Here is a 20,769-nt window from a genome sequence, read left to right on the forward strand (position 1 = left end):
GCCAAGAATAATGAAAACTGACCATGTAGTTTGATTATAACAGTGCTATTTTCACAATGTAAACACTTACAATTTTATTTCAAAAAACAAGCATGAAATAAAACTCACACTTGTTTCGCAAATTTTTGATAAACCTATTATGCCTTTATATCCTTTATAAACTGTTGGACTGCTTCCTCTTTTGTTGCCCAAGAGGTTACTAAACGAATTGTCGATCTATCTGCATCAAATTTACTCCATACTATAAAAGCATAATTGTTTTGCAGCTTTTGGATTCGTTCATTAGGTAAAATCGGGAAAATTTGATTTGTCGGAGAATCGATTAGAAATTCAATATTCTCCTTTTGCAGGCCTTCTCTTAAAAGACCAGCCATTTTATTCGCATGTTCGGCAAGTTCAAAGAATAAATCATCACGGAATAGCTCTAAAAACTGGATGCCTAGTAATCTGCCTTTTGCCAGTAATGCTCCCTTTTGCTTAATATGATAGCGGAAATCTGCTTTCAAATCTTCGCGAACAATAACTAGCGCTTCCCCAAGCAAAGCACCGTTTTTCGTTCCGCCAATGTAAAAGGCATCGACAAGATAAGGTAAATCACTTAATTGAAGATCATTGTTATCAGCACATAATGCAGACCCTAGTCTAGCTCCATCCAAAAACAACAACAGATTATGATTGGCACAGAAGCTCTTCAATTCTGCCAGCTCGCTTTTTTGATAGATAGAGCCGATTTCTGTTGAATTAGATATGTATACAAGCTTTGGCTTGACCATATGTTCATCCGTATGTTCAGCAAGCACCTGCTGGATATGAGCCGGTGTCAGCTTGCCATCCTCTGTGTCAATTGTGACAACCTTATGACCTGTCGCCTCAATTGCCCCTGTTTCATGAACAAATATATGACCGCTTGCTGCCGCAATCGCAGCTTCATGCGGTCTTAAAAAAGCCGATATCGCTGTAAGATTTGTTTGTGTCCCACCAGATAGCAAATGAATATCTACTTCCGTATTCTCCATTTTTTCTTTTATAAGATCAATTGCTTGTAATGTAAAGCTATCCTCCCCGTAACCTGCTTCCTGTACAAGATTTGTTTCTATTAGTCCTTGCAGGATCTTGGGATGAGCCCCTTCGCTATAATCGTTTTTAAAGCTGTACATCTTATGCCTCCAGTCTGGCAATAAAAAAATTGCCTAAAAAAAATAGTACCTGTACTAATTATATTCGTTTTCCTAAATAAAAAAAATCCCATTATTTAAAATGGGATTTTTTTAAGTTAAACTGCAACCTTATCTTCACTCTTCTTAGCTGCTTTCTGTTTGGACGGAAGCTTATTTGCAGCTAATGTAATCAGAAATGCTACTATAAGCGGCACTGCCATGGCAATGATGAAGCCTGTAATATTATTGGAAAGAAAAGGTGCTGTAAAGGATGGCACATAAGCAGTTCCCCTTACATTAAACAGTCCGACAAGTGCTCCGCCTAGTCCTGCAGACACAAGCGCTCCGCCAAAGACAATTTTATTAGAGAACATAAACGGATAGGCTGATTCTACAAATGTGCCAAAGCCCATATTGATTAAAAAGCCCGGTGCGGCAACAGCACTTTCGCCTCTGTCTCTTGGTGCAATGATATTGGCAAGATTAATTCCTGCTGCTACCATTACTAAGCCGACCATATCGACAGCTCCTAAAAAGCTGTTGCCTGTTTTCTCCATTTCAAGCAGCACAATCGGCAGAATAGCCGCATGGTACACTCCACCTAAAATCGCCGGCCATATGAGCACGCCTGCAAGTACGCCTGCAAGTATTGGATTAAATGCTACCGTTTGTTCAATTATCTCTTTAATTAAGTTTCCGGCTTGCAGGGCAACAGGACCAATTAAATAGTAAACAATTAATCCAGCAATAAGTCCTGATAAACCACCGCTGACAATATTAACCGTTGTAATCGGAAATTTCCATTCGATACATTTGCGGAAGAAGAATTGCACGAGAATACCTGCCGCAATCCCTCCGATTATCCCGCCGATGATTCCACCTTGCACAGATAAAACACCTGCAATAACGCCTGCAATAATAGATACTTCATCCAATTCAGAAACTTGTTTAGCTGCAATAACTGCAAGCATAACCGGCAAGGCGTTTATCATTAAATCAAAAATATCAGTTAAGCCTTTTAATGCTGGTATTTGGCTGACTGCAAGAATAAGAGCCATTGCAATAAACCCTGGCAAAGAAGAAACCATGATGCCTCTTATATTAATATTTTTCCACGTAGCTGTATTTGTTGGTTGAGCCTTTTCGTATGAGCCGATGATTGGGTTGAATTTTATGTTCCAATGCTTACACAGGGAGGATATGAATGAAATGGCTCTTGTTCTGCTTGTTGACCCTGTTGTTCCAGAGGACGAAATAACATTTGCGCCCATTGAAGTCATTGCAGCCATAGAGGTTCCTCCTGTTCCGACAATCGGCAGCTTTCTCTCAATGGCGGCAGTTAATGTTTCCTTGTTGACAGCTTTCGTGTCAGCACTCATCGCAATAATGCCGTCCACTTCCCCATTTCTTATACTGTCTGCAATCATTTGATCAAGCTTTGCCGCTTCATGGTTAACCTCTTTTAAGGATGCCTCGAACAGAGGAAGCACAGCGTTCTCTTTATAGCCGTATATCGCGGCGTCTGTATTACTTTTAGCAGTATCCATCGATTCCTTTGCAGCGATAAACTGGATATTTTTCACATTCAATCCAGCTGCGTGTGCTTGCTTTAATATTTCTTCCAATAGCTGTACTGGTTTAGCACCGCCGAGATTAAACAAATTGCCGCCACTGCTGCCAATAATGACAATATTCTTCATATATATCATCCCTTTTATTAGTATATGTATAAACCAACAATTCTTTAGTTTGGTAGTTTGGTAAAGTGATACCATACTAAAATAACATACATAATTTAAATTCTCTAGTTATTTTTTGATAATTTAGAAGTATTTAAATTCATATATATATATCTTAACTTTTACATCTTTAGAGATAATTTTCTAGTGGAATTTTCATTGACGATTAATTGGCGGATTCGGATTTCAATTGGGATTATTCCAGTTGTTGCTGCAGCAGTTGCACTCTCTTTTTTTGGTAAATAACAATATACAAAAAAAAGCCTGTCACTCTTATCGGAATAGTGACAGGCTTGCTTTTATAGTTTATACAAAATTGCTCCGCTCACTAAAAGCACGGAACCTAACAGCAAAAAGTTAAAAATGCTTGTAGCTGTATCAGGCAGGCTGCTGCCTTTTTGTCCATTTTTGTTTTCATCTTTCACTTGCTTGTTTGTTTCATTTTTTTCTGATTCTTGTTTTGAATCCTCTTGGTTTTCAGGAGTTTCACTGCTTTCCTCTTCATCTGCAGGCACTTCCTCCTGCTCAGTGGAGTCCTCTCCTTGATCGTCCTGTGCAGGTGGCGGTGTCTGCTCTTCCTCTTCAACAGCCTCCTCGTAATCAGCGGTCTTCACGAAGGAGAAATCATCCAAGCTTCCCCAAGCTCCAGCGTTCGCTTGAATGCTTGCACCGATTGTAACCGTTCCATCTAGTATAAGAATATCGCTGATTTTCGGGTTTGCCCAATTATTCCACCCAGTAACATTAGTAGGCTCATCATATTGTTTATTACTCGTTTTTACATACAGTTGCATGTTGGCTGCAGCTGCGTCTCCGCCTTGAATAAACATGGAAGCATCATAATAGCCTGGGGACAGTCCTGTGATTGTCTGTTCAACAGTAAAATCCACACCATCTGCTGAATAGAAATGCAATGAATGCTCGCCAGATTTTGCATCAGAAGCATTTTTCAAAAAGTCAGCATGTGGTGTTAGACTATTAGGATAGGCAATAGTCCACATGCTTTTGTCTTCCTCTTCAAAGCTAGCATTCTGCACATAGTTTTCTGGTTTAATAGTCAGATTTGCTTTAACCGTCATTCCGTTTTCCACTGTGCCATTTATGACATAAGTACCGATTCCTGCTTGGATTGCTGTATTTAATTCCTTTTCATCCCAAGTAACAGCAACCGCTCCTTCTGTGCCGTCATTATAAACAGCTGTTACAGTTTCAGGGAGCTTAATTGGTTCACCTGCTGCTGCCTCGATTGTAACCTCGGTCAACTTTTCGATTTTCAATGGAGCCACCGCTCCTGTATTCACGTAGTTAAATACATTTAACGAAGCAAGCGGTTTTCCGTTAAAGTCGAATAACGCCTGATTATCGACAGCACTTCCGCCGAACCACACGCCGGCATCATGAGAATCATATTCTGCAGCATAGCTGGATGCCCAGCCAGAGCCATACTTCTCCCAAATCGCTTTATTTTGTGCTAAATTTTCCGGTGTGCCGACTGGAATCCAGGCAGGCTCCCAATAAAACACTCCAATGCCAGCATCACCTATATCGGCAACAGCCTTGATGACATCTCGGACTGCTGTTGCTTGTCCTTGAATGGTGACAGGATAATTTAATGTTTGCCCAGTGCTTTTTGGTGCTGTATTTTCATGGCCGTCACCATCATCACCTGTATATGTATACGATGTTTCTGCCACCATTACTTTTTTGCCATATGTGTCTGCGACATTTTTCAGAACAGATGTTAAGTTGCTTAATGTTCCATGCCAAAACGGATAGTAAGAGCTTGCAAATACATCATATTCGACATTGTTATCGTCAAGTGTTTTTGCGATTGATGCATAGCGGCCCGCTGTTTCTGGATTAGTGAAATGCAATGCTGTCAGGATGCTTGAATCCACTTCCTTAATTGCCCTGCTGCCTTCCTTAAACAGCTCAGACATTTTGGTCCAGTCCTTTTCTCCAACAAATCCACCGTTCGTTTCATTGCCAACCTGGACCATGCCGATATCGATGCCTTCGTTAAGCAATGCTTGCAGACTGTCCTTCGTATATGAATACAATGCTTTTTTCTTATCCTCAAAGCTTAAACTTGCCCATGCTTTTGGTGCCTGCTGTTTAGCAGGATCTGCCCAGAAATCTGAATAATGGAAGTCTACTAGCAGCTTCATTCCATGCGCTGTTGCCCTTTTTCCGATTTCCTTTGCCTTTTCCAGATCATTCGTTCCACCGCCATAACCATTTCCGCTTGCATCATACGGGTCGTTCCAGATGCGGACACGTACATAATTGACGCCTGAATCAGCCAATGTCTTGAAAATATCCTGCTCTTGTCCTTCTTGATTGTAATACTTCACTCCACTGTTTTCTTGGGAAATAATACTCGAAACATCAACGCCTTTAATAAAATCATCTTTTAACCCATCGACCTTTTCAACAAAAATATCACTTTGCACTGGTTCATTTGTACCATCCACCTTTACGAGTGAAAAACTATCCAAATAACCCCATGCATTCGGCTCGCCTGAAATTTCAGCACCGAATTCAAAATTTGCTGTATCCTGAGACAGCTCAAACGTCAAAGTTTGCGTTTCCCAGTTGTTATACCCTTTTGTGACAGCCTGTCTTGTTTTGCTTGTACCAGCAAACAGTACAAGCTGTCCAGCTTCTTTATCTCCCCCACCCATTGCTTTCACTGTTAATTCATACTTCCCAGCAGGAAGCGTTTCAACTGCTTGCTTCACTGTAAAGGTTTGTTTGCTTGCAGTGTCCTTTACCCAATACTTCAATGCATACTGACCTTCAGCAGGGTTTATCCATTCGTCTGATGCATAAGCAAAATGCTGCACCTCAACCTGACTATCATCTAAATTAGGAAAGCTCCAAGATCCGTCTGTCCAAAAGTCCGTTTCCATTCCACCATTAACTGCATAGCTGTTGTCTGCGGCTTTTGTGTATGTCGGCAATAGACTTATCATTAATATTAATACATATAATAAAGGAAGTATTTTCTTCGATTTACCGCACTTCTTGTTCATCAATATCACCCTCTAAGTAAAATTTCACAAAAAAAAGAGAATCCGAGCTACAGCGCAGTGCTTAATACAGTCATTTTTTAAAATGATGCATGGTACTCCTTGCTGTGCTCGCATTCTCTTGCTAACCATTAGCCTTTTGCTTTCTCTACTATTCTCACTTCATACTTATCTAGCTTTATGCTGCCATGAAGCTGTTCGCCTGTAATGACATCCTTCACCTCACTGCCAAGAACAAGTGGCTGTGTTTCTTCTGTAAAGTTCATTATAAAGAGATAGTCTTTGCCTTCCTCTTGTCTCGCTTGAACAGATACTCCTAGCCCATGTGTTATAGCATAATCCGGCTTTAACGACAGCTCTTCGATAAGCTTGCCGTAAAAGGCACGATGGAACTCATCGTCTAATCGGCCGCCGATATAATATGCTTTTCCACCCTCATAAGCATTGCTTGTTACCGCTGCTGTATCTGCATAAAAATCTTCTTTGTAAACACCCTCCACATTAGCTGAGGCAATATTCAATACTGTTGCATAATCCTTCAGTACATAATCTTTACCGTCGTAATGGACGATATTAGCATCTTTCGGATAAAGAGTATCTGTCTCAACTGGATTCAAACCGAACACATCTTGCAGGTCCTTATGCCAGCCTTTCATATATGTTAAATCATACTCATTCACGATTCCGCTTATATAGGTCATGACTAATGTACCGCCGTTTGCCACATATTCCTTTAAGCGTGCAATTGTCTCTTCACTTGCTAAATAGAGCATCGGCACAACCAGCAAACGATATTTAGAGAAATCATTTTCTTTTGTAATCACATCAACTGGAACATCCTGCTCCCAGAATGTGCGATAATGCTGCTGCAATGTTTGCGGATATTGCTTCGTGTCTAACCCGTAGCCTTGCGCATCATTCAACGCCCAGTTATTTTCCCAATCATACAGGATGGCTGTATCAGCCTCGCGGTTGGTACCGACAATATCAGTCAGCTTTTCTAGTGTTGTACCGACTTTGGCAACTTCCTGGAACACCCGATTATCCGGACTGTTATCATGATCAACAACAGCGCCGTGGAATTTCTCTGATGAGCCGCGCGATTTGCGCCACTGGAAGTACAGAACGCTGTCAGAACCATGTGCAACCATTTGCATGGAAGAAAGCAAATGCATGCCAGGACGTTTTGCTTTATTGACTTTATGCCAGTTAACAGCACTTGGAGTTGACTCCATCAGCAAAAACGGCTGCTCCTTCAAGCTGCGGAATAAATCATTGATAAAGCCTACCTTCACCGCTAAATCTGCAGTTGTTTCCCAGTCATTATGCCACGCAGGATAGGCATCCCAGCTGATTACATCGACGTGCCGTGCAAACTTGCTGTAATCAAGGCTTTGGAATGGAATTAAATCAAATGTATCTGCCATCAAGTTTGTCGTTATCGGAATGTCTGGTGAAATTTCCTTAATTGGAACAATTTCATTCTCAAAAAAGTCAATCGTCTGGTCTGTCACAAACCTGCGCCAATCCAAGTTTAAGCCGTGAACTGCATTCTCTCCTATTGAAGAAGGAGATTCAATTTGGGACCAGTCTGTGTAAGTATGGCTCCAAAACGGTCCCCACCAAGCATCATTGACAGCCTTTAGGTTATTGTCATACTTCTTCTTCAGCCAGTTGCGAAATGCTTCCTGACATGTATCACAATGACATTCTCCGCCATATTCATTGGAAATATGCCACATAAGCAGTGCTGGATGACTACCATATCTTTTTGCAAGTAATCTGTTGATTTGCTGTGTTTTTTCTCTGTACACACTAGATGAGAAGCAATGGTTATGGCGTCCGCCATGAAGCTGCTTCCTTCTTTGGCCGTCAACACGCAGCACCTCAGGATATTTATGGGACATCCATGCAGGTCTTGCACCACTTGGCGTTGCCAATATCACCTTACCGCCAATGCCATGGATTCGTTCAATAACTTCATCGAGCCATTCAAACTTGTAAACGCCTTCCTCTGGCTCCAGCGCGCTCCATGCAAATATGCCGAGAGAGAATGTGTTTGTGTGCGCTAACTGCATTAACTTAATGTCTTCAGCCAAAATGTCTGGATGGTCCAGCCACTGATCGGGGTTATAATCGCCGCCATGCAGCATGAATTTAGCATCTGTAACAAATGATTTCTCTTTGTTTGCCATAAAAGTCTCCTTTTTGTTTCCTTATTTTTAATTAACCTTTTGTTCCACCTGCAGTCAGACCTGATACAAAGTTCTTTTGCAGCAAAATGAAGATAATGGCAATCGGGATACTTATCAAAATCGCTCCGGCAGCAAATGTAGTATAGCTTGCACCCATTACCTCATTAACAAGATTGTATAGACCAATCGGCAATGTGTAGGATTCTGGTGTCCGCAGAATTGTTGATGACAAAACGAAATCTCCTAACGGTCCGGTAAATCCATTCATTGCTACAACAGCAATCATCGGTCTTGATAACGGCATGAGAATCTGCCAAAAGATTCTTGTATTGCTTGCACCATCAATTTTGGCACTTTCATCAAGGTCCATCGGTATGGAATCCATATACCCCTTCATTAAATACGTATTCATTGGGATTTGTCCGCCAATATACAACAGAATCAAGAGCCAATGGCTGTTCATAAGTCCAAGCAGCTGTGCCAAAACAAATAGTGCAATCAGTGCTGAGAACTGTGGAATCATTTGTAGCAGCAAAAATACAGTGAGTGCATTTTTTCTGCCTTTAAAACGGAAACGGGAAAACGCATATGCTGTGAATGACACACTGATGACCGTTCCAATCATCGTAAATATGCTGATTTTCAGCGAGTTCATATACCAATTAGCATATTGTAAACTCTCTTTGCCTGCGAACAGTTCTTTATAATGATCCAACGTCGGATTGCTCGGAATAATTGACGTACTGATAAGGCTGTTGCCTGGATTAAAGCTTGCTCCGACTGTCCAAAGCAATGGATATATGATAATAATTGTCATAAAAGCCAAGATGCAATAGGAGATAAGGAGCCGTAGGAATTTTTTTTGCTTCATATTTGTCTTCATCTCTTATGCTCCTTCTTTAAACGAATTTGTGCGTCTAAACTGCCATAATGCGATCGCAATAACAAATACAGACAGCAGTATGGTCAATGCTGCAGCCAAGGAATATTGACTTGATTGCATTGTCAGCTTATAAATCCATGACACTAGAATATCCGTTCCTCCTGCTGTGGAACCTGGCACCGCAGGACCTCCACCATTAAATAGATAGATAATGTTGAAGTTATTAAAGTTGAACGTAAACTGTGTAATGATAATTGGAGCCATCGCAATCAATATCATCGGCATGGTAATATGCTTAAATTTAGCGAAAATACTTGCACCATCAATGGTAGCTGCTTCATATAAATCGTCAGGAATAGACTGCAGCACCCCTGTTGTTACAAGGAATATATAAGGAAAACCAAGCCAGCCTTGCATCAGAATCAATGCGAGCTTTGACCAGCCAGCATCTGTCATCCATGGAACAGGTCCGATTCCTAATGCTGCTAATATATCGTTGTTGATTGCACCAAAGCTGTCATTAAAAAGCCCGGCAAAAATTAGAATCGTTACAAATCCAGGCACTGCCCAAGGCAATACAAGGATTGTACGGAAAAACTTCTTAAAGCGAATTTCCTTTTGGTTAACAAGAACCGCTAGCCCAATGCCAATACTGACTTGTACAGTTGACGCTACAAGTGTCCACACGACTGTCCATGCAAGAACATCAAAAAATGTAGAACGCCATATATCGACTGTAAAAATTTCAGCAAATGTTTTTAAACCAACCCAATCAGTTAAATGTGCTGGTGGGGAGTGGTATAAATCATAGTTCGTAAATGCTAAGGCAAAACTGAATAAAATGGGGAAAATGACGGCAAAAATTAAGATGAACAAGGAAGGACCACTCACAAGATATGGATAACCTTGTGCAATCAAATTATGATACTGGTCTTTTAAGGAGCTTAATTCCATGTTTTCATCACGTAATTTTCCATTTTTGTAGGCATCCTTTAAATTGAAGTAATAAATTGCCAATCCAAAACTCGTTACGATGATGGCAATGATCCCTTCTGCCAAAAGGAAAATGGAATTATCACGAGGCACCTCTGTTCCTAATGTGAATATTCCCCAAAAACCCATATTGAGCAAATCTCCAAACACTAAAAAGAACATAATGCCTATTAAAAGTAACAAAAGTCCCTTAACCCATTGTTTGTTATAAAACTGTCCCACTCCGGGAATAATTGATAGAATAAGAGCTTTATTGCGATGTTGCACTTTTTTCACCCCTTGAGTATCCGACTTTATGTAGTGAGCCGGAATTATGCAGTGCCAAACATGGAATGTTTGGCACTAGCCTTTTGTTTAGTTGCCGCTATGCTTCGCTTCAATCTGTCCTTTAACTGTCTCAACTGCCTGTTTTAGTGCATCTTTAGGCTCTGCCTTGCCTGTTGCGATCGTTTGCAGGGCAGCATCAACCGGTGTCCAAACTTCATTCATTTCTGGGATATTCGGTGTAAGCTCAGAAAATTGGGATTGCTCTGCAACTGCTTTAGCTACTTCACTTTCTTTCACAGCTGAATCATCTGCCAACGCCTGTACAGCTGGCACTTCTTGTGTTAGTTCAAATCTTGTTTTTGAATTTTCTTCATTCGTCAAATATACGGCAAGCTTTTCAGCGAGTTCTGCATTTTGTGAATAAGTACTAACGTTATAGCTTTTCACTCCAATAAATGCACTCATGTTTTTACCATTTGAAAGCTCAGGCAATTTAACAACACCGTAGTTAATTCCAGCTTTTTTGAATGGCTCCACATTCCAAGGACCGGAAATAATCGCTGCTGCCTTCCCTTCTGTAAACAGGGATTCTAGTACGTTAATTCCTTGTTCGCCGATAATTCCTGCTGGGAATAATCCTTCTTTATAAAACTTTTGGATGTATTCCGCGCCTTCTAATGCACCTGCACTATTCAAACCAATATCTTCCGGATTATAGGCACCGCTTTCATCTTTACCGAAAATATAGCCGCCATATCCGCTCATTACACTTTGTGCATAATAAATCTGGTCAAATAAAGCAAGGAAGCCGTATTTATCTCCAGATGTATTTTGCTTCGAATATTCATACCATTCATCTAATGTTTTTGGCAGTTCTTCCTCAGAAATCAAATCTTTATTATAATAAAGGACTGTTGTTTCAACTGCTTTTGGCAAGCCGTATACTTTCCCATCAACCAGCTGTGACTGTAGTGCTGCTTCTGTATAAATAGATTGAGTGCTATCGTCAACAGCAAGCTCTTTAATCAATCCCTCTGTAACAGCTGTTCCAATTTGGTCACCTGCCATTGTTAAAACATCTGGTCCAGTTCCAGCTGGTCCATCTAACCGCAAATCCTCAATTTGTTTTGCATATGGTTTTTCGACAATTTTTACTGTAACATCATTTTCTTCCTCAAACTTTGCTACAATGTCTTTAATACCTGCTGATTTTTCAATATCTTCCCAGACTAATAGATCATAGTCTTTATTCGAGGAAGCTTTCTGGCCGCTTGAGCCTCCGCTTTCTTCAGGTCCGCAGGCTGCTAGTGATAAAGTTAAGGCAATACCGCCTATTAGGCTGAAATACTTTTGGAACTTTTTCATATATGGGACATCCTTTCCAATAGTTATCCTATTTGTAAGTTTATTGGTGAAAGCGTTTCACTAAAATCAATATAGCACCGACAACAAAATATGTAAACAATTAATTTACTTTATTAAGTAAATAATTTTACGAAACTATTTTTCTACACAAAAAACCGACACCTTTTTTAAGTGTCGGTTTTTTGTTAATTTGTACTTCTCCTAACGATAAGCTCTGAGCCGAGATATAATGTTTTTACAATTTTTCTTTTATCAAGAACTCTTTCTAATAATAAGGCAATGGCGTTTTTACATATCTCCTTCATATCAATATGAAAGGTTGTTAATGGAGGCGATATGTACTTTGCAATGCTGATATTATTTATACTGATTACACTCACCCTGCTTGGAATAGAAATTCCATGTTCATTTAATGCCTGCAGACTCCCAACAGCGATTGGATCAGCTGCTGTGAAGAAGGCTGTCGGCATGTCGTCTCCTAGCTTTTGGATTGCTCTTGACATTAGTGTATAACCATTTTCCACCGAAAATCCTCTTCGGCAAAATATGTACTTTTCATTAAGCAATCCTTTTTCCTGCATGATTTCACGGAACATTTTTTCTCTTATATCCATTTCGTCCTCATCTGTATTTGGATTATGATAAGTTCCGCTTATTAAACCGATTTCTTTATGACCTTTTTCCATTAGAAAATCGATTGTTTTTTTTGTTATTTGTGCCAAATCGGGACGAACCGAGTCATAGTGATCAGAATCAGGAGTAGTATCAATAAACACTCCATTTGCTGTAATCCCTCTTAAGTAAGCTAATTCGGCATCAGAAAAGGAGCCGACTGCGATAAATCCTTCTATTGTATCTGGAATATTATCGATTCCTTCTGATATTTTATATGTAGACATTTCCACGTTTGCTTTTTTTGCTGACTTTTCAATTTCAAGCCTCATATCCTTGAAATAAATATCCTCTAGCTCTTCTGTATCTGTCAGCCAATATAAAAAAGCAATATTTTTCACAAGTGGTCTTACAGTCTTTTTACGGTAATTAAGCTTTTCTGCCACTTCATAAATTTTCTCTCTCGTTTCATCCGGTACAGATAAGTTTTTATCGTTATTTAAAACGCGGGAAACGGTCGAAACGGAAAATCCCGATTCTTCTGCAATATCTTTAATGGTAGCCATCTTTTACCTCCATGCAATTATCATTGACCATTTTTATGTGATGTAATGAAATAAATAATATCGTTTTTAGTACCAGTAAATTTTTTTACTTATTTTTTACTAAATTATATTAAATATTGATTCTTATGTAAACTCTTTTTTAAAAACACGCTAATTTTTAAATTTAAAAGGATTTTTATTGCGTCCCTAGAAAATTAGTAGTAATCTGAACATAGACTTAATTAAATTAATTAACAAAGTTAAAATACAGACTAAAACAGGAGGCTATTATGAATACAAACTTTCCTTTACTTGAAACTTTTCAGTCAATTTTTCATACAGATAAGAAGCCGCGGACGTTTTTTGCACCAGGCAGAATTAACCTGATTGGTGAACATACTGACTATAATGGCGGTCATGTCTTCCCTGCTTCTATTTCTTATGGAACATATGCCTTGGCAATAAAACGCAACGATTCTAAGTTTCGCTTTTATTCTGCGAACTTTTCTGAGAGCGGTATCATTGAATGTGATTTAGCTGCATTAGAATACAAAAGGTCCGATGATTGGGCGAATTATCCGAAAGGAATGATTCTTCATTTACAAAAGGCCGGCTATCCAATCGATTCAGGTGCAGATATCTTATTTTATGGGAATATTCCTAATGGCGCCGGACTATCCTCCTCCGCTTCTATCGAGCTTGTAACAGGCGTCCTTCTTCAAGGGCTTTTTGACCTTTCGATTGAAAGGATACCGATGATTAAGCTTGGCCAAAAGGTTGAAAATGAATACATCGGTGTTAACAGCGGAATCATGGACCAGTTTGCAATCGGAATGGGTAAAAAGGATTCTGCTATTCTACTAAACTGCCAAACATTAGAATATAAATATGCACCAATTCAGTTAGCAAACCATGTAATTATGATTATCAATACAAATAAGCAGCGCACCCTTGCCGGTTCGAAATATAATGAACGCCGCTCGCAATGTGAAGCCGCATTGCGTGATTTGCAATCAGAGCTTAAGATTGAAAGTTTAGGTGAATTAACACCAGAGGATTTTGAAAAGGCACAGCACCTTATTAAAGATCCTATTAATCAAAAACGCGCAAAACACGCTGTCTATGAAAATGCGCGCACATTAGAAGCGCTCTCCGAATTAAATAACGGTAATTTAACTAGATTTGGTGAGCTTATGAACCAATCACATACAAGCCTTAAAGACGATTACGAGGTAACTGGTATAGAGCTGGATACAATTGTAGAAGCTGCCTGGAGTCAAGCTGGAGTAATCGGTGCACGTATGACTGGTGCTGGGTTTGGAGGCTGTGCAATTGCCATTGTTGAAAGTGATAAACACGAAGACTTCAAAAAGAATATTAATGACATTTATAAAGAAAAGATTGGCTATGAGGCTTCCTTTTACACAGCAGCTATCGGTGATGGAGCAAAAGAAATTTAAAAAGGTGGGTTAATTTATGAGCATTTTAGTTGTTGGCGGGGCAGGATATGTCGGTTCACATGCTGTCCATCAGCTCCATGACAGTGGAGAAAAAGTAGTTGTTATTGATAATTTGGAGACTGGCAACAAGCAGGCATTACATCCTAATGTAGGCTTTTACAAGGGGGATATACGTGATATTGATTTTCTTCGCACAGTGTTTGCAAAGGAAGAAATCAATGCCGTTATTCACTTTGCCGCAAACTCACTTGTTGGGGAATCAATGGAAAATCCCCTTAAATATTATGATAATAATGTGCACGGAACGCAATTGCTCCTGCAAACAATGGTTGAATTTAATGTAAAAAACATTGTATTTTCCTCAACAGCAGCAACCTATGGAGAACCAAATACTGTGCCGATTACGGAGGATATGCCGACTAATCCTGCTAATCCATACGGAGAAACAAAGCGGGCGATGGAAAAAATGATGGAATGGGCCGATAAAGCCTATGGTATAAAATACGTTTCTCTTCGTTATTTCAATGTGGCAGGTGCAAGAAGTACTGGGGAAATCGGGGAAGACCATGACCCTGAGACACATCTTATCCCAATTATCCTGCAGGCTGCATTAAACAAACGCCCTTCTGTCATGATATATGGTGATGACTATAATACACCTGACGGCACATGCATCAGAGATTATATTCATGTGGAAGATCTCATTGATGCCCATTTATTAGCCTTAAACTATTTAAAAACGAACGGAAGCAGTGATATTTTCAATCTAGGCAGCAGCCAAGGCTTTTCGGTTAAAGAGCTCATTGCTGCAGCACGGAAAATAACAGGGCGAGAAATCCCTGCTGTTATTGGTCCGCGCCGCGCCGGTGATCCAAGCACTTTGATTGCAAGCTCGCTAAAAGCGAGACAAGTGTTAGGCTGGAATCCTACACGCACATCAATTGAGCAAATTGTAAGTGATGCCTGGAGCTGGCATTTGTCCCATCCGGACGGGTATTTAAAGGAAGTGAATATATGATATTTGCTTATATCGACACACTTGTTCTTAAAGCACAAGAGGCAAAGCTAATGGAATCCGCAGATGCCATATACGCTAGAAACCAAGTGCTACAGCTCTTAAAGCTTGATGATTATACAGAGGAGATTGCTAGTGAGGATTTATCTCAGCTCACAATTGCCGACATAATCGACTGGATTGTTTCCTATGCGACAACTCAAGGTGTCATCGAGAATCTAGTAGATATAAAGGAAATTTTGGCTGCTAATATTATGAACTGCTTTTTGGCACGCCCCTCTGTTATTAGAGACACCTTTTACAAGAAATATAAAGAATCTCCTGTTGCTGCAACGGAATATTTTTACGAACTGAGCAAGAACAGCAACTATATTCAATTGAATCGAATCAAAAATAATATTTCTTATAAAATGGATACAGATTATGGGCTTATGGACATTACGATTAATTTATCAAAGCCTGAAAAGGACCCAGAGGAAATTAAGCGGGAACGTGCGATGAAACAAGATGTCAAATACCCAAAGTGCCTGCTTTGTAAAGAAAACGAAGGATATGCAGGTCGAATCGGCCATCCTGCCAGATCGAACCACCGTATTATTCCATTAGAGCTTGCTGGGGAGACATGGAATTTACAATACTCACCATACGTTTATTACAATGAGCATAGCATCGTGTTTTCAGACGAACATAGGGATATGAAGATTGACCGCCATGCCTTTGAAAGGCTGCTGCTTTTTACAAAACAGTATCCACATTATTTCATCGGCTCTAACGCAGATTTACCAATTGTGGGCGGCTCCATCCTCAGCCATGACCATTATCAAGGCGGTTCTTATGAGTTTGCGATGACAAGAGCGGAGGAAAGCTTTGCATTTACCTTAACAGGCTTTCCCCATATTGCTGCATCTGTTCTGAAATGGCCAATGTCAGTCATCAGGCTAAAAGGAAAACACATCGCAGACCTAGTTGATGCAGGAGACTTTATTCTTAAAACGTGGCGAAGCTATACAGATAACCAAGCAAATATTCATGCATATACAGATGGTGTTCCACATAACACGATTACTCCGATTGCGAGAAATCGAGATGGTTATTTTGAGCTAGACCTTGTTTTGCGAAATAATCGGACGACAGAGGAGCATCCTCTTGGCATCTTTCATCCTCATGCAGATGTTCATCATATCAAAAAGGAGAACATTGGTTTGATTGAGGTAATGGGTCTTGCGGTTCTTCCGCCACGACTTAAGGAAGAGCTTCATGAAATCACATTGCTTTTACTTGGCAAGGAGAATAGCGTCAATGAATATCATCAAGACTGGGCAAATAACATGGTAAAAGAATATGGGACAATATCGTCATTAGAAGAAGCAGATCAAATTGTTCGTAAAGAGCTAAGTAAAAAGTTCGTTAGAGTACTTGAAGATGCAGGTGTTTTTAAAGAAAGAAAATCCTTTCAAGCCTTCCTCGACACATTGAACTAGCACAAAAAAGCTGAACCAATTCGGTTCAGCTTTTTAGCTTTGGTCAAACAGCTCAACAAGCAATAAGGAAACAGCTCCAAGGACGGTTGCATCATCCCCTAAGCTCGTGGCTATCACTTCTGTTTTCGCCGCTGTCTTCGTTAAGGCTGTCTTTTCGATTTTCCGTTTGATGGCAGGCAGCAAATATTGTTTGCTTTTCATGACACCGCCACCCAAAACAATTCTATCTGGATTCAATAAATGAATGAAGTTCGTTAATCCAATTCCAATCGTTTCACCAATTTCAGCTAGAAAATCCGCATGCATTTTACTTCCCGTTTGCGCTAAAGCGTAAATTTCCTCTCCTGTTATCCGCTCCCCGCAAAACTCCATCGACCTCTCCGCAATCGCAATTCCACTTACTAATGTTTGAAGGCAGCCTCGATTACCACATTCACAAACAGCACCGTGCAAATCGATGGTCATATGACCAAACTCACCAGCAATGCCTTGCGCTCCATGATGCAGTTGACCATTTAATACGATTCCTGCGCCAACACCTCTGCCAATGTTAATTGCCACCATACTGTCGACACTGCCGTGTCCGCCAAACCACGACTCTCCTAATGCCATTGCTCTTGCATCATTTTCAATCTTAATAGCCAATCCGAATTCCTTCTCAAGCGCCTCTTTTACACGAATATTCCTTAAATTGATATTGGGAGCAACAAGCACCTCTCCTGCCTCCACATCCACAACACCATGCATTGCCATGCCAATCCCGATTACCTGGTCTCTGTCCATTTTGGAACAAGCAAACAGACCGTATACAGCTTGCTTTAATGTTTCGACAAACTCTTCATTTGTAATTGGCATTTGCAGTGCTGCTGTATTACGGTAATAAATTTCGCCAGTTAAATCCGTAATCACACAATCGACTGTTTCAGGACCTGCATCAACCCCAATCGCAAAAAAAGCCTTGCTGTTAATATGAAGCATTGTTGGTTTACGGCCGCCGCTCGATTCTCCAAGCATTGTTTCTATTACAAGACCTTCTGTCATCAACTCCCTGACTATGCTGCTGACAGTTGGGGGAGTCAGCTTTGTTTCCTTAGCAATTTGCGCTCTTGAGATCGGCTCTGACAACCTGATTTTGTTTAAAATGATCGTCTTATTAACAGACTTCATCCATTGAAAACTGCCACGTTCCACTAAAAAATCCTCCATCTAAAAAATCCTTATATATCCCTTATTATAGCACAATAGCCTTAAGCCGCCCTTTCCAAAGGGTCAGCCTCAGGCTAATTAATAGTATGGATTCAAATGGATGAGCACTTCTTCAATATTGTCATGCTTTTTCATCAGCTTCTTTTTTATTTCTCGCGACAGATCATGACCTTCCTTGATTGTTTTGTCATGGTCAATGGAAATTCGTAAATCGACAAGAACATAATGTCCGTGTTCCCTTGCTCTTAGCCTGTCTATTCTTTTCACTTCAGAGAAAGATGCGATGATACTTTCATAATCCTTCAAAATAGCTGAATCAATATTCCGTTCAAGCAAGATATCAAAGGCCTCTTTCAACATTTCCTTCGAAATTTTGAAAATTAAGTATGCCACAATGATACTCGCAACTTTATCACCAAACAGCAAAAACTTTATGTCAAACTTATCCCCTATAATAGAAAGAATAACCCCAACTGCTGCGGCAATGCTTGCGACAATATCGGCTTTGTGGTCAAAAGCAATTGCTTCAATTGCCTTACTCTTTTGTTCCTTAGCAATTTTCATGCTGTATCTGTATAAGTATTCTTTGGCGCCATATGAAATAATCGCAATCCACATTGCAAGTATATTAGGTGCTGTAATCGGATGAAACAGGCCGATAATCGCTTCGTAAACAACATATAATGATACGGCAAACAGAACAATACCGACAATACCTGATACAATAACCTCCGCTTTTCCATGCCCATACGGATGCTCAAGGTCAGCAGGCTTGTTTGCAATTTTAATCACGAACAAAACGATGACAGAGGCAAATACATCTGCAGCAGAGTGAATTCCATCTGCAAAAACTGCATCACTGTTTGCTGCCCAGCCTATTACCAGTTTTCCTATTGTTAATAAAATGTTACTTATAACACTAATCCAAGCTACTTTTTTCGCTAACTGTTCTCTTGTTGACAAAGCCATACTTCCCCTCTAAAAAAATCACCATTGTATCTTAACAAAAGCAGACCTTATGGGTCTAGAGAAAAATTGTTGGTACAAGCCACAACTATTTATCTTGCCAAAACTTTGTTCCTGAATTTAATCTTCCATCTATTGTACGTTCAGCAACAAAAATGACCTATTCTTTCACCCTGTTTGCTTTTAGGGGAATGAATCATTTTCTTCAAATTAAGCAAGGAGAATATATGTAGAGGAGATTATTGCCGCCTAATTATCTGCGGCAATAATCAAAAACTTATTTAGAAATAAACATTTGAGTCCAATAATGCCCTGACGCATAATAACCGACACCAATCTGAGTGAAGGAGCTGCTCAAAATATTTGCTCTGTGGCCGCTTGAATTCATCCACGAAGTAACAACCTGCTGTGCGGTTGTTTGTCCTTTAGCAATATTCTCACCAGCGGATTTATAGCTGATTCCATATGCTTTCATCATATCGAAAGGCGATCCATATGTTGGACTAGTATGGCTGAAATAATTCTTCTGAGCCATATCCATTGATTTATCTCTCGCAACCCTTGATAACTCCCAATTCTCAGTTAAAGGTTTAAGGCCTGCTTTTTGCCTTTCAATATTACAAAGACGAATTACTTCACGCTCCACCGTTTTAACAGAATCGATATTCGGAATGTTCAAGGTTTGGCCTGGATATATCAGGCTTGGAGTTTTAATTTGAGGGTTGGCCCCAATGATCTCTCGCAGTCCAATTTGATATTTAACAGCTATTTTCCACATAGAATCTCCGCTTTTAACTGTATATGTATCAGCAAAGGCCATTGTAGGAATAGCAAATAAACATAGTATTGCCATCAATATCTTTTTCATCTTATCACCTCCTTATCGGTGATAAGATGCGTCTTTTTCGGTAAAAATATACAAAAAGATTCCGACATGCATAAGAAGAAATAATCACATAAAAAAGATGATATTATGGTGACATTTTGGTTAATTAATGATAATATGTTGGTATATAAAATCAACAGCAATAGGAGAGGATAATATGCCGTTAATACGCTTTGATATGCTTGAAGGAAGGTCCGAAACAGAAATTACAAAAATATTGGATGTTACTCATCGTGTTATGGTAGAGGCATTCCAGGTACCAGAAAGAGATAGATACCAGATTGTTTCCCAGCACAAACCGTATGAAATGATTGTCCAAGACACTGGACTTGGCTTCTCGAGAAGTGAAAACGTCTTGCTTATCAGCATTACAAGCAGACACAGGACCGCTGACCAAAAGCAAACATTCTACAAAAACCTAACAAACGAGCTTGAACAACATTGCGGAATTACCGCTAATGATGTAATGGTATCCTTTACAATAAACGGGGATGAAGACTGGAGCTTCGGATACGGAGAAGCTCAGTTTTTGACTGGCAAACTGACATAATAAAAGGGCAGAGATAACTTCTCTGCCCTTTTGCATCTATAATTATAGTGCTAATTTCTCTGCTTGGAATACTTCTGCCTCAAGCGGTGCTGCCAAATATTCTCCAGCTTTAGAAACGAAGCCTTGGAAATGACTGCTTGCATTGTGTTGTTCAATTGCTGCTTGATCTTTCCAGCCTTCAATCATAATAAAAGTATTTTCTTCTTCTACGCTTTTTACAAGCTGATAAGAAATATTGCCTTCTTCTTCGCGAGACGCTTTAACAAGTGTGCTCACTTCTTCTAAAAATGCTGCTTCTTTACCTTCTTGTAATTTCATTTTTGCATGAATAACAAACATCGTTATTTCCTCCTTATAATCTTCTTTATTATTTAATGGTTACTACAGTATGGTGAAACTGAAAAGATAGACTTAATG

The 20,769-nt window shown here is 39.8% G+C and carries 16 protein-coding genes; 4 read left to right on the forward strand and 12 right to left on the reverse strand.

Annotated features, from left to right (window positions below; translation table 11 throughout):
- Positions 1 to 137: 137 nt before the first annotated feature.
- From NQZ71_RS16635 to NQZ71_RS16670, 8 genes are all read right to left on the reverse strand, one after another.
- Positions 138 to 1,157, reverse strand: coding sequence for a threonine aldolase family protein (locus tag NQZ71_RS16635; RefSeq protein WP_317011021.1), 1,020 nt, complete (start codon positions 1,155 to 1,157; stop codon positions 138 to 140).
- Positions 1,158 to 1,273: 116 nt separating this feature from the next.
- Positions 1,274 to 2,857, reverse strand: coding sequence for a PTS sugar transporter (locus tag NQZ71_RS16640; protein ID WP_260053626.1), 1,584 nt, complete (start codon positions 2,855 to 2,857; stop codon positions 1,274 to 1,276).
- Between the two features lie 338 nt (positions 2,858 to 3,195).
- A complete protein-coding gene (locus tag NQZ71_RS16645; protein WP_317011759.1) occupies positions 3,196 to 5,931 on the reverse strand; it encodes a glycosyl hydrolase 53 family protein in 2,736 nt (911 codons plus the stop codon).
- Positions 5,932 to 6,059: 128 nt separating this feature from the next.
- Positions 6,060 to 8,123 (reverse strand): beta-galactosidase GanA, encoded by a 2,064-nt coding sequence (locus tag NQZ71_RS16650; RefSeq protein WP_317011022.1) that lies wholly within the window; start codon positions 8,121 to 8,123, stop codon positions 6,060 to 6,062.
- Positions 8,124 to 8,154: 31 nt separating this feature from the next.
- Entirely contained in the window at positions 8,155 to 9,006 is an 852-nt protein-coding gene (locus tag NQZ71_RS16655) for a galactooligosaccharide ABC transporter permease GanQ (protein ID WP_144452145.1), read from the reverse strand.
- Between the two features lie 3 nt (positions 9,007 to 9,009).
- Positions 9,010 to 10,266, reverse strand: coding sequence for a galactooligosaccharide ABC transporter permease GanP (locus tag NQZ71_RS16660; protein WP_144452144.1), 1,257 nt, complete (start codon positions 10,264 to 10,266; stop codon positions 9,010 to 9,012).
- Positions 10,267 to 10,353: 87 nt separating this feature from the next.
- Positions 10,354 to 11,631, reverse strand: coding sequence for an arabinogalactan oligomer ABC transporter substrate-binding protein GanS (locus NQZ71_RS16665; RefSeq protein ID WP_144452143.1), 1,278 nt, complete (start codon positions 11,629 to 11,631; stop codon positions 10,354 to 10,356).
- A gap of 185 nt (positions 11,632 to 11,816) precedes the next feature.
- Entirely contained in the window at positions 11,817 to 12,809 is a 993-nt protein-coding gene (locus NQZ71_RS16670) for a galactan degradation operon transcriptional regulator GanR (RefSeq protein ID WP_144452142.1), read from the reverse strand.
- 269 nt (positions 12,810 to 13,078) lie between these two features.
- Here NQZ71_RS16670 and NQZ71_RS16675 point away from each other — a divergent pair, with 269 nt between their 5' ends.
- Genes NQZ71_RS16675 through galT form a run of 3 tightly spaced genes read left to right on the forward strand, consistent with a single transcriptional unit; the run spans position 13,079 to position 16,744 of the window.
- On the forward strand, positions 13,079 to 14,248 hold the full coding sequence (locus tag NQZ71_RS16675; protein WP_317011023.1) for a galactokinase: 1,170 nt from the start codon (positions 13,079 to 13,081) through the stop codon (positions 14,246 to 14,248).
- 16 nt (positions 14,249 to 14,264) lie between these two features.
- On the forward strand, positions 14,265 to 15,266 hold the full coding sequence (gene galE / locus NQZ71_RS16680) for a UDP-glucose 4-epimerase GalE (RefSeq protein WP_317011024.1): 1,002 nt from the start codon (positions 14,265 to 14,267) through the stop codon (positions 15,264 to 15,266).
- Complete coding sequence (gene galT, locus NQZ71_RS16685) at positions 15,263 to 16,744, forward strand: UDP-glucose--hexose-1-phosphate uridylyltransferase (protein WP_317011025.1); 1,482 nt, start codon at positions 15,263 to 15,265, stop codon at positions 16,742 to 16,744. The genes galE and galT overlap by 4 nt, the downstream gene beginning before the upstream one ends.
- A 33-nt stretch (positions 16,745 to 16,777) precedes the next feature.
- On the opposite strand, the gene NQZ71_RS16690 is transcribed toward galT, so the two are convergent.
- From NQZ71_RS16690 to safA, 3 genes are all read right to left on the reverse strand, one after another.
- Positions 16,778 to 17,935: an ROK family transcriptional regulator gene (locus NQZ71_RS16690; RefSeq protein WP_144452138.1), complete on the reverse strand. Its 1,158-nt coding sequence runs from the start codon at positions 17,933 to 17,935 to the stop codon at positions 16,778 to 16,780.
- Positions 17,936 to 18,028: 93 nt separating this feature from the next.
- On the reverse strand, positions 18,029 to 18,919 hold the full coding sequence (locus NQZ71_RS16695) for a cation diffusion facilitator family transporter (RefSeq protein ID WP_127735539.1): 891 nt from the start codon (positions 18,917 to 18,919) through the stop codon (positions 18,029 to 18,031).
- A 274-nt stretch (positions 18,920 to 19,193) separates the two neighbouring features.
- Positions 19,194 to 19,784, reverse strand: a complete 591-nt coding sequence (safA, locus tag NQZ71_RS16700) for a SafA/ExsA family spore coat assembly protein (RefSeq protein WP_144452137.1) — start codon at positions 19,782 to 19,784, stop codon at positions 19,194 to 19,196.
- 175 nt (positions 19,785 to 19,959) lie between these two features.
- Here safA and NQZ71_RS16705 point away from each other — a divergent pair, with 175 nt between their 5' ends.
- Positions 19,960 to 20,352 (forward strand): tautomerase family protein, encoded by a 393-nt coding sequence (locus NQZ71_RS16705; RefSeq protein ID WP_127735545.1) that lies wholly within the window; start codon positions 19,960 to 19,962, stop codon positions 20,350 to 20,352.
- Positions 20,353 to 20,394: 42 nt separating this feature from the next.
- Here NQZ71_RS16705 and NQZ71_RS16710 read toward each other — a convergent pair whose 3' ends face one another.
- Positions 20,395 to 20,691 (reverse strand): putative quinol monooxygenase, encoded by a 297-nt coding sequence (locus NQZ71_RS16710; RefSeq protein ID WP_127735548.1) that lies wholly within the window; start codon positions 20,689 to 20,691, stop codon positions 20,395 to 20,397.
- Positions 20,692 to 20,769: the final 78 nt, after the last annotated feature.

It is taken from the genome of Niallia taxi (genome assembly GCF_032818155.1).
GTDB lineage: Bacteria > Bacillota > Bacilli > Bacillales > Cytobacillaceae > Niallia > Niallia taxi_A.

Coding starts and splice junctions, on each gene's coding strand:
- NQZ71_RS16635 (WP_317011021.1), bottom strand. CDS start 1,157: ATGTACAGCTTTAAAAACGATTATAGCGAAGGGGCTCATCCCAAGATC.
- NQZ71_RS16640 (WP_260053626.1), bottom strand. CDS start 2,857: ATGAAGAATATTGTCATTATTGGCAGCAGTGGCGGCAATTTGTTTAAT.
- NQZ71_RS16645 (WP_317011759.1), bottom strand. CDS start 5,931: ATGAACAAGAAGTGCGGTAAATCGAAGAAAATACTTCCTTTATTATAT.
- NQZ71_RS16650 (WP_317011022.1), bottom strand. CDS start 8,123: ATGGCAAACAAAGAGAAATCATTTGTTACAGATGCTAAATTCATGCTG.
- NQZ71_RS16655 (WP_144452145.1), bottom strand. CDS start 9,006: ATGAAGACAAATATGAAGCAAAAAAAATTCCTACGGCTCCTTATCTCC.
- NQZ71_RS16665 (WP_144452143.1), bottom strand. CDS start 11,631: ATGAAAAAGTTCCAAAAGTATTTCAGCCTAATAGGCGGTATTGCCTTA.
- NQZ71_RS16670 (WP_144452142.1), bottom strand. CDS start 12,809: ATGGCTACCATTAAAGATATTGCAGAAGAATCGGGATTTTCCGTTTCG.
- NQZ71_RS16675 (WP_317011023.1), top strand. CDS start 13,079: ATGAATACAAACTTTCCTTTACTTGAAACTTTTCAGTCAATTTTTCAT.
- galE (WP_317011024.1), top strand. CDS start 14,265: ATGAGCATTTTAGTTGTTGGCGGGGCAGGATATGTCGGTTCACATGCT.
- galT (WP_317011025.1), top strand. CDS start 15,263: ATGATATTTGCTTATATCGACACACTTGTTCTTAAAGCACAAGAGGCA.
- NQZ71_RS16695 (WP_127735539.1), bottom strand. CDS start 18,919: ATGGCTTTGTCAACAAGAGAACAGTTAGCGAAAAAAGTAGCTTGGATT.
- safA (WP_144452137.1), bottom strand. CDS start 19,784: ATGAAAAAGATATTGATGGCAATACTATGTTTATTTGCTATTCCTACA.
- NQZ71_RS16705 (WP_127735545.1), top strand. CDS start 19,960: ATGCCGTTAATACGCTTTGATATGCTTGAAGGAAGGTCCGAAACAGAA.
- NQZ71_RS16710 (WP_127735548.1), bottom strand. CDS start 20,691: ATGTTTGTTATTCATGCAAAAATGAAATTACAAGAAGGTAAAGAAGCA.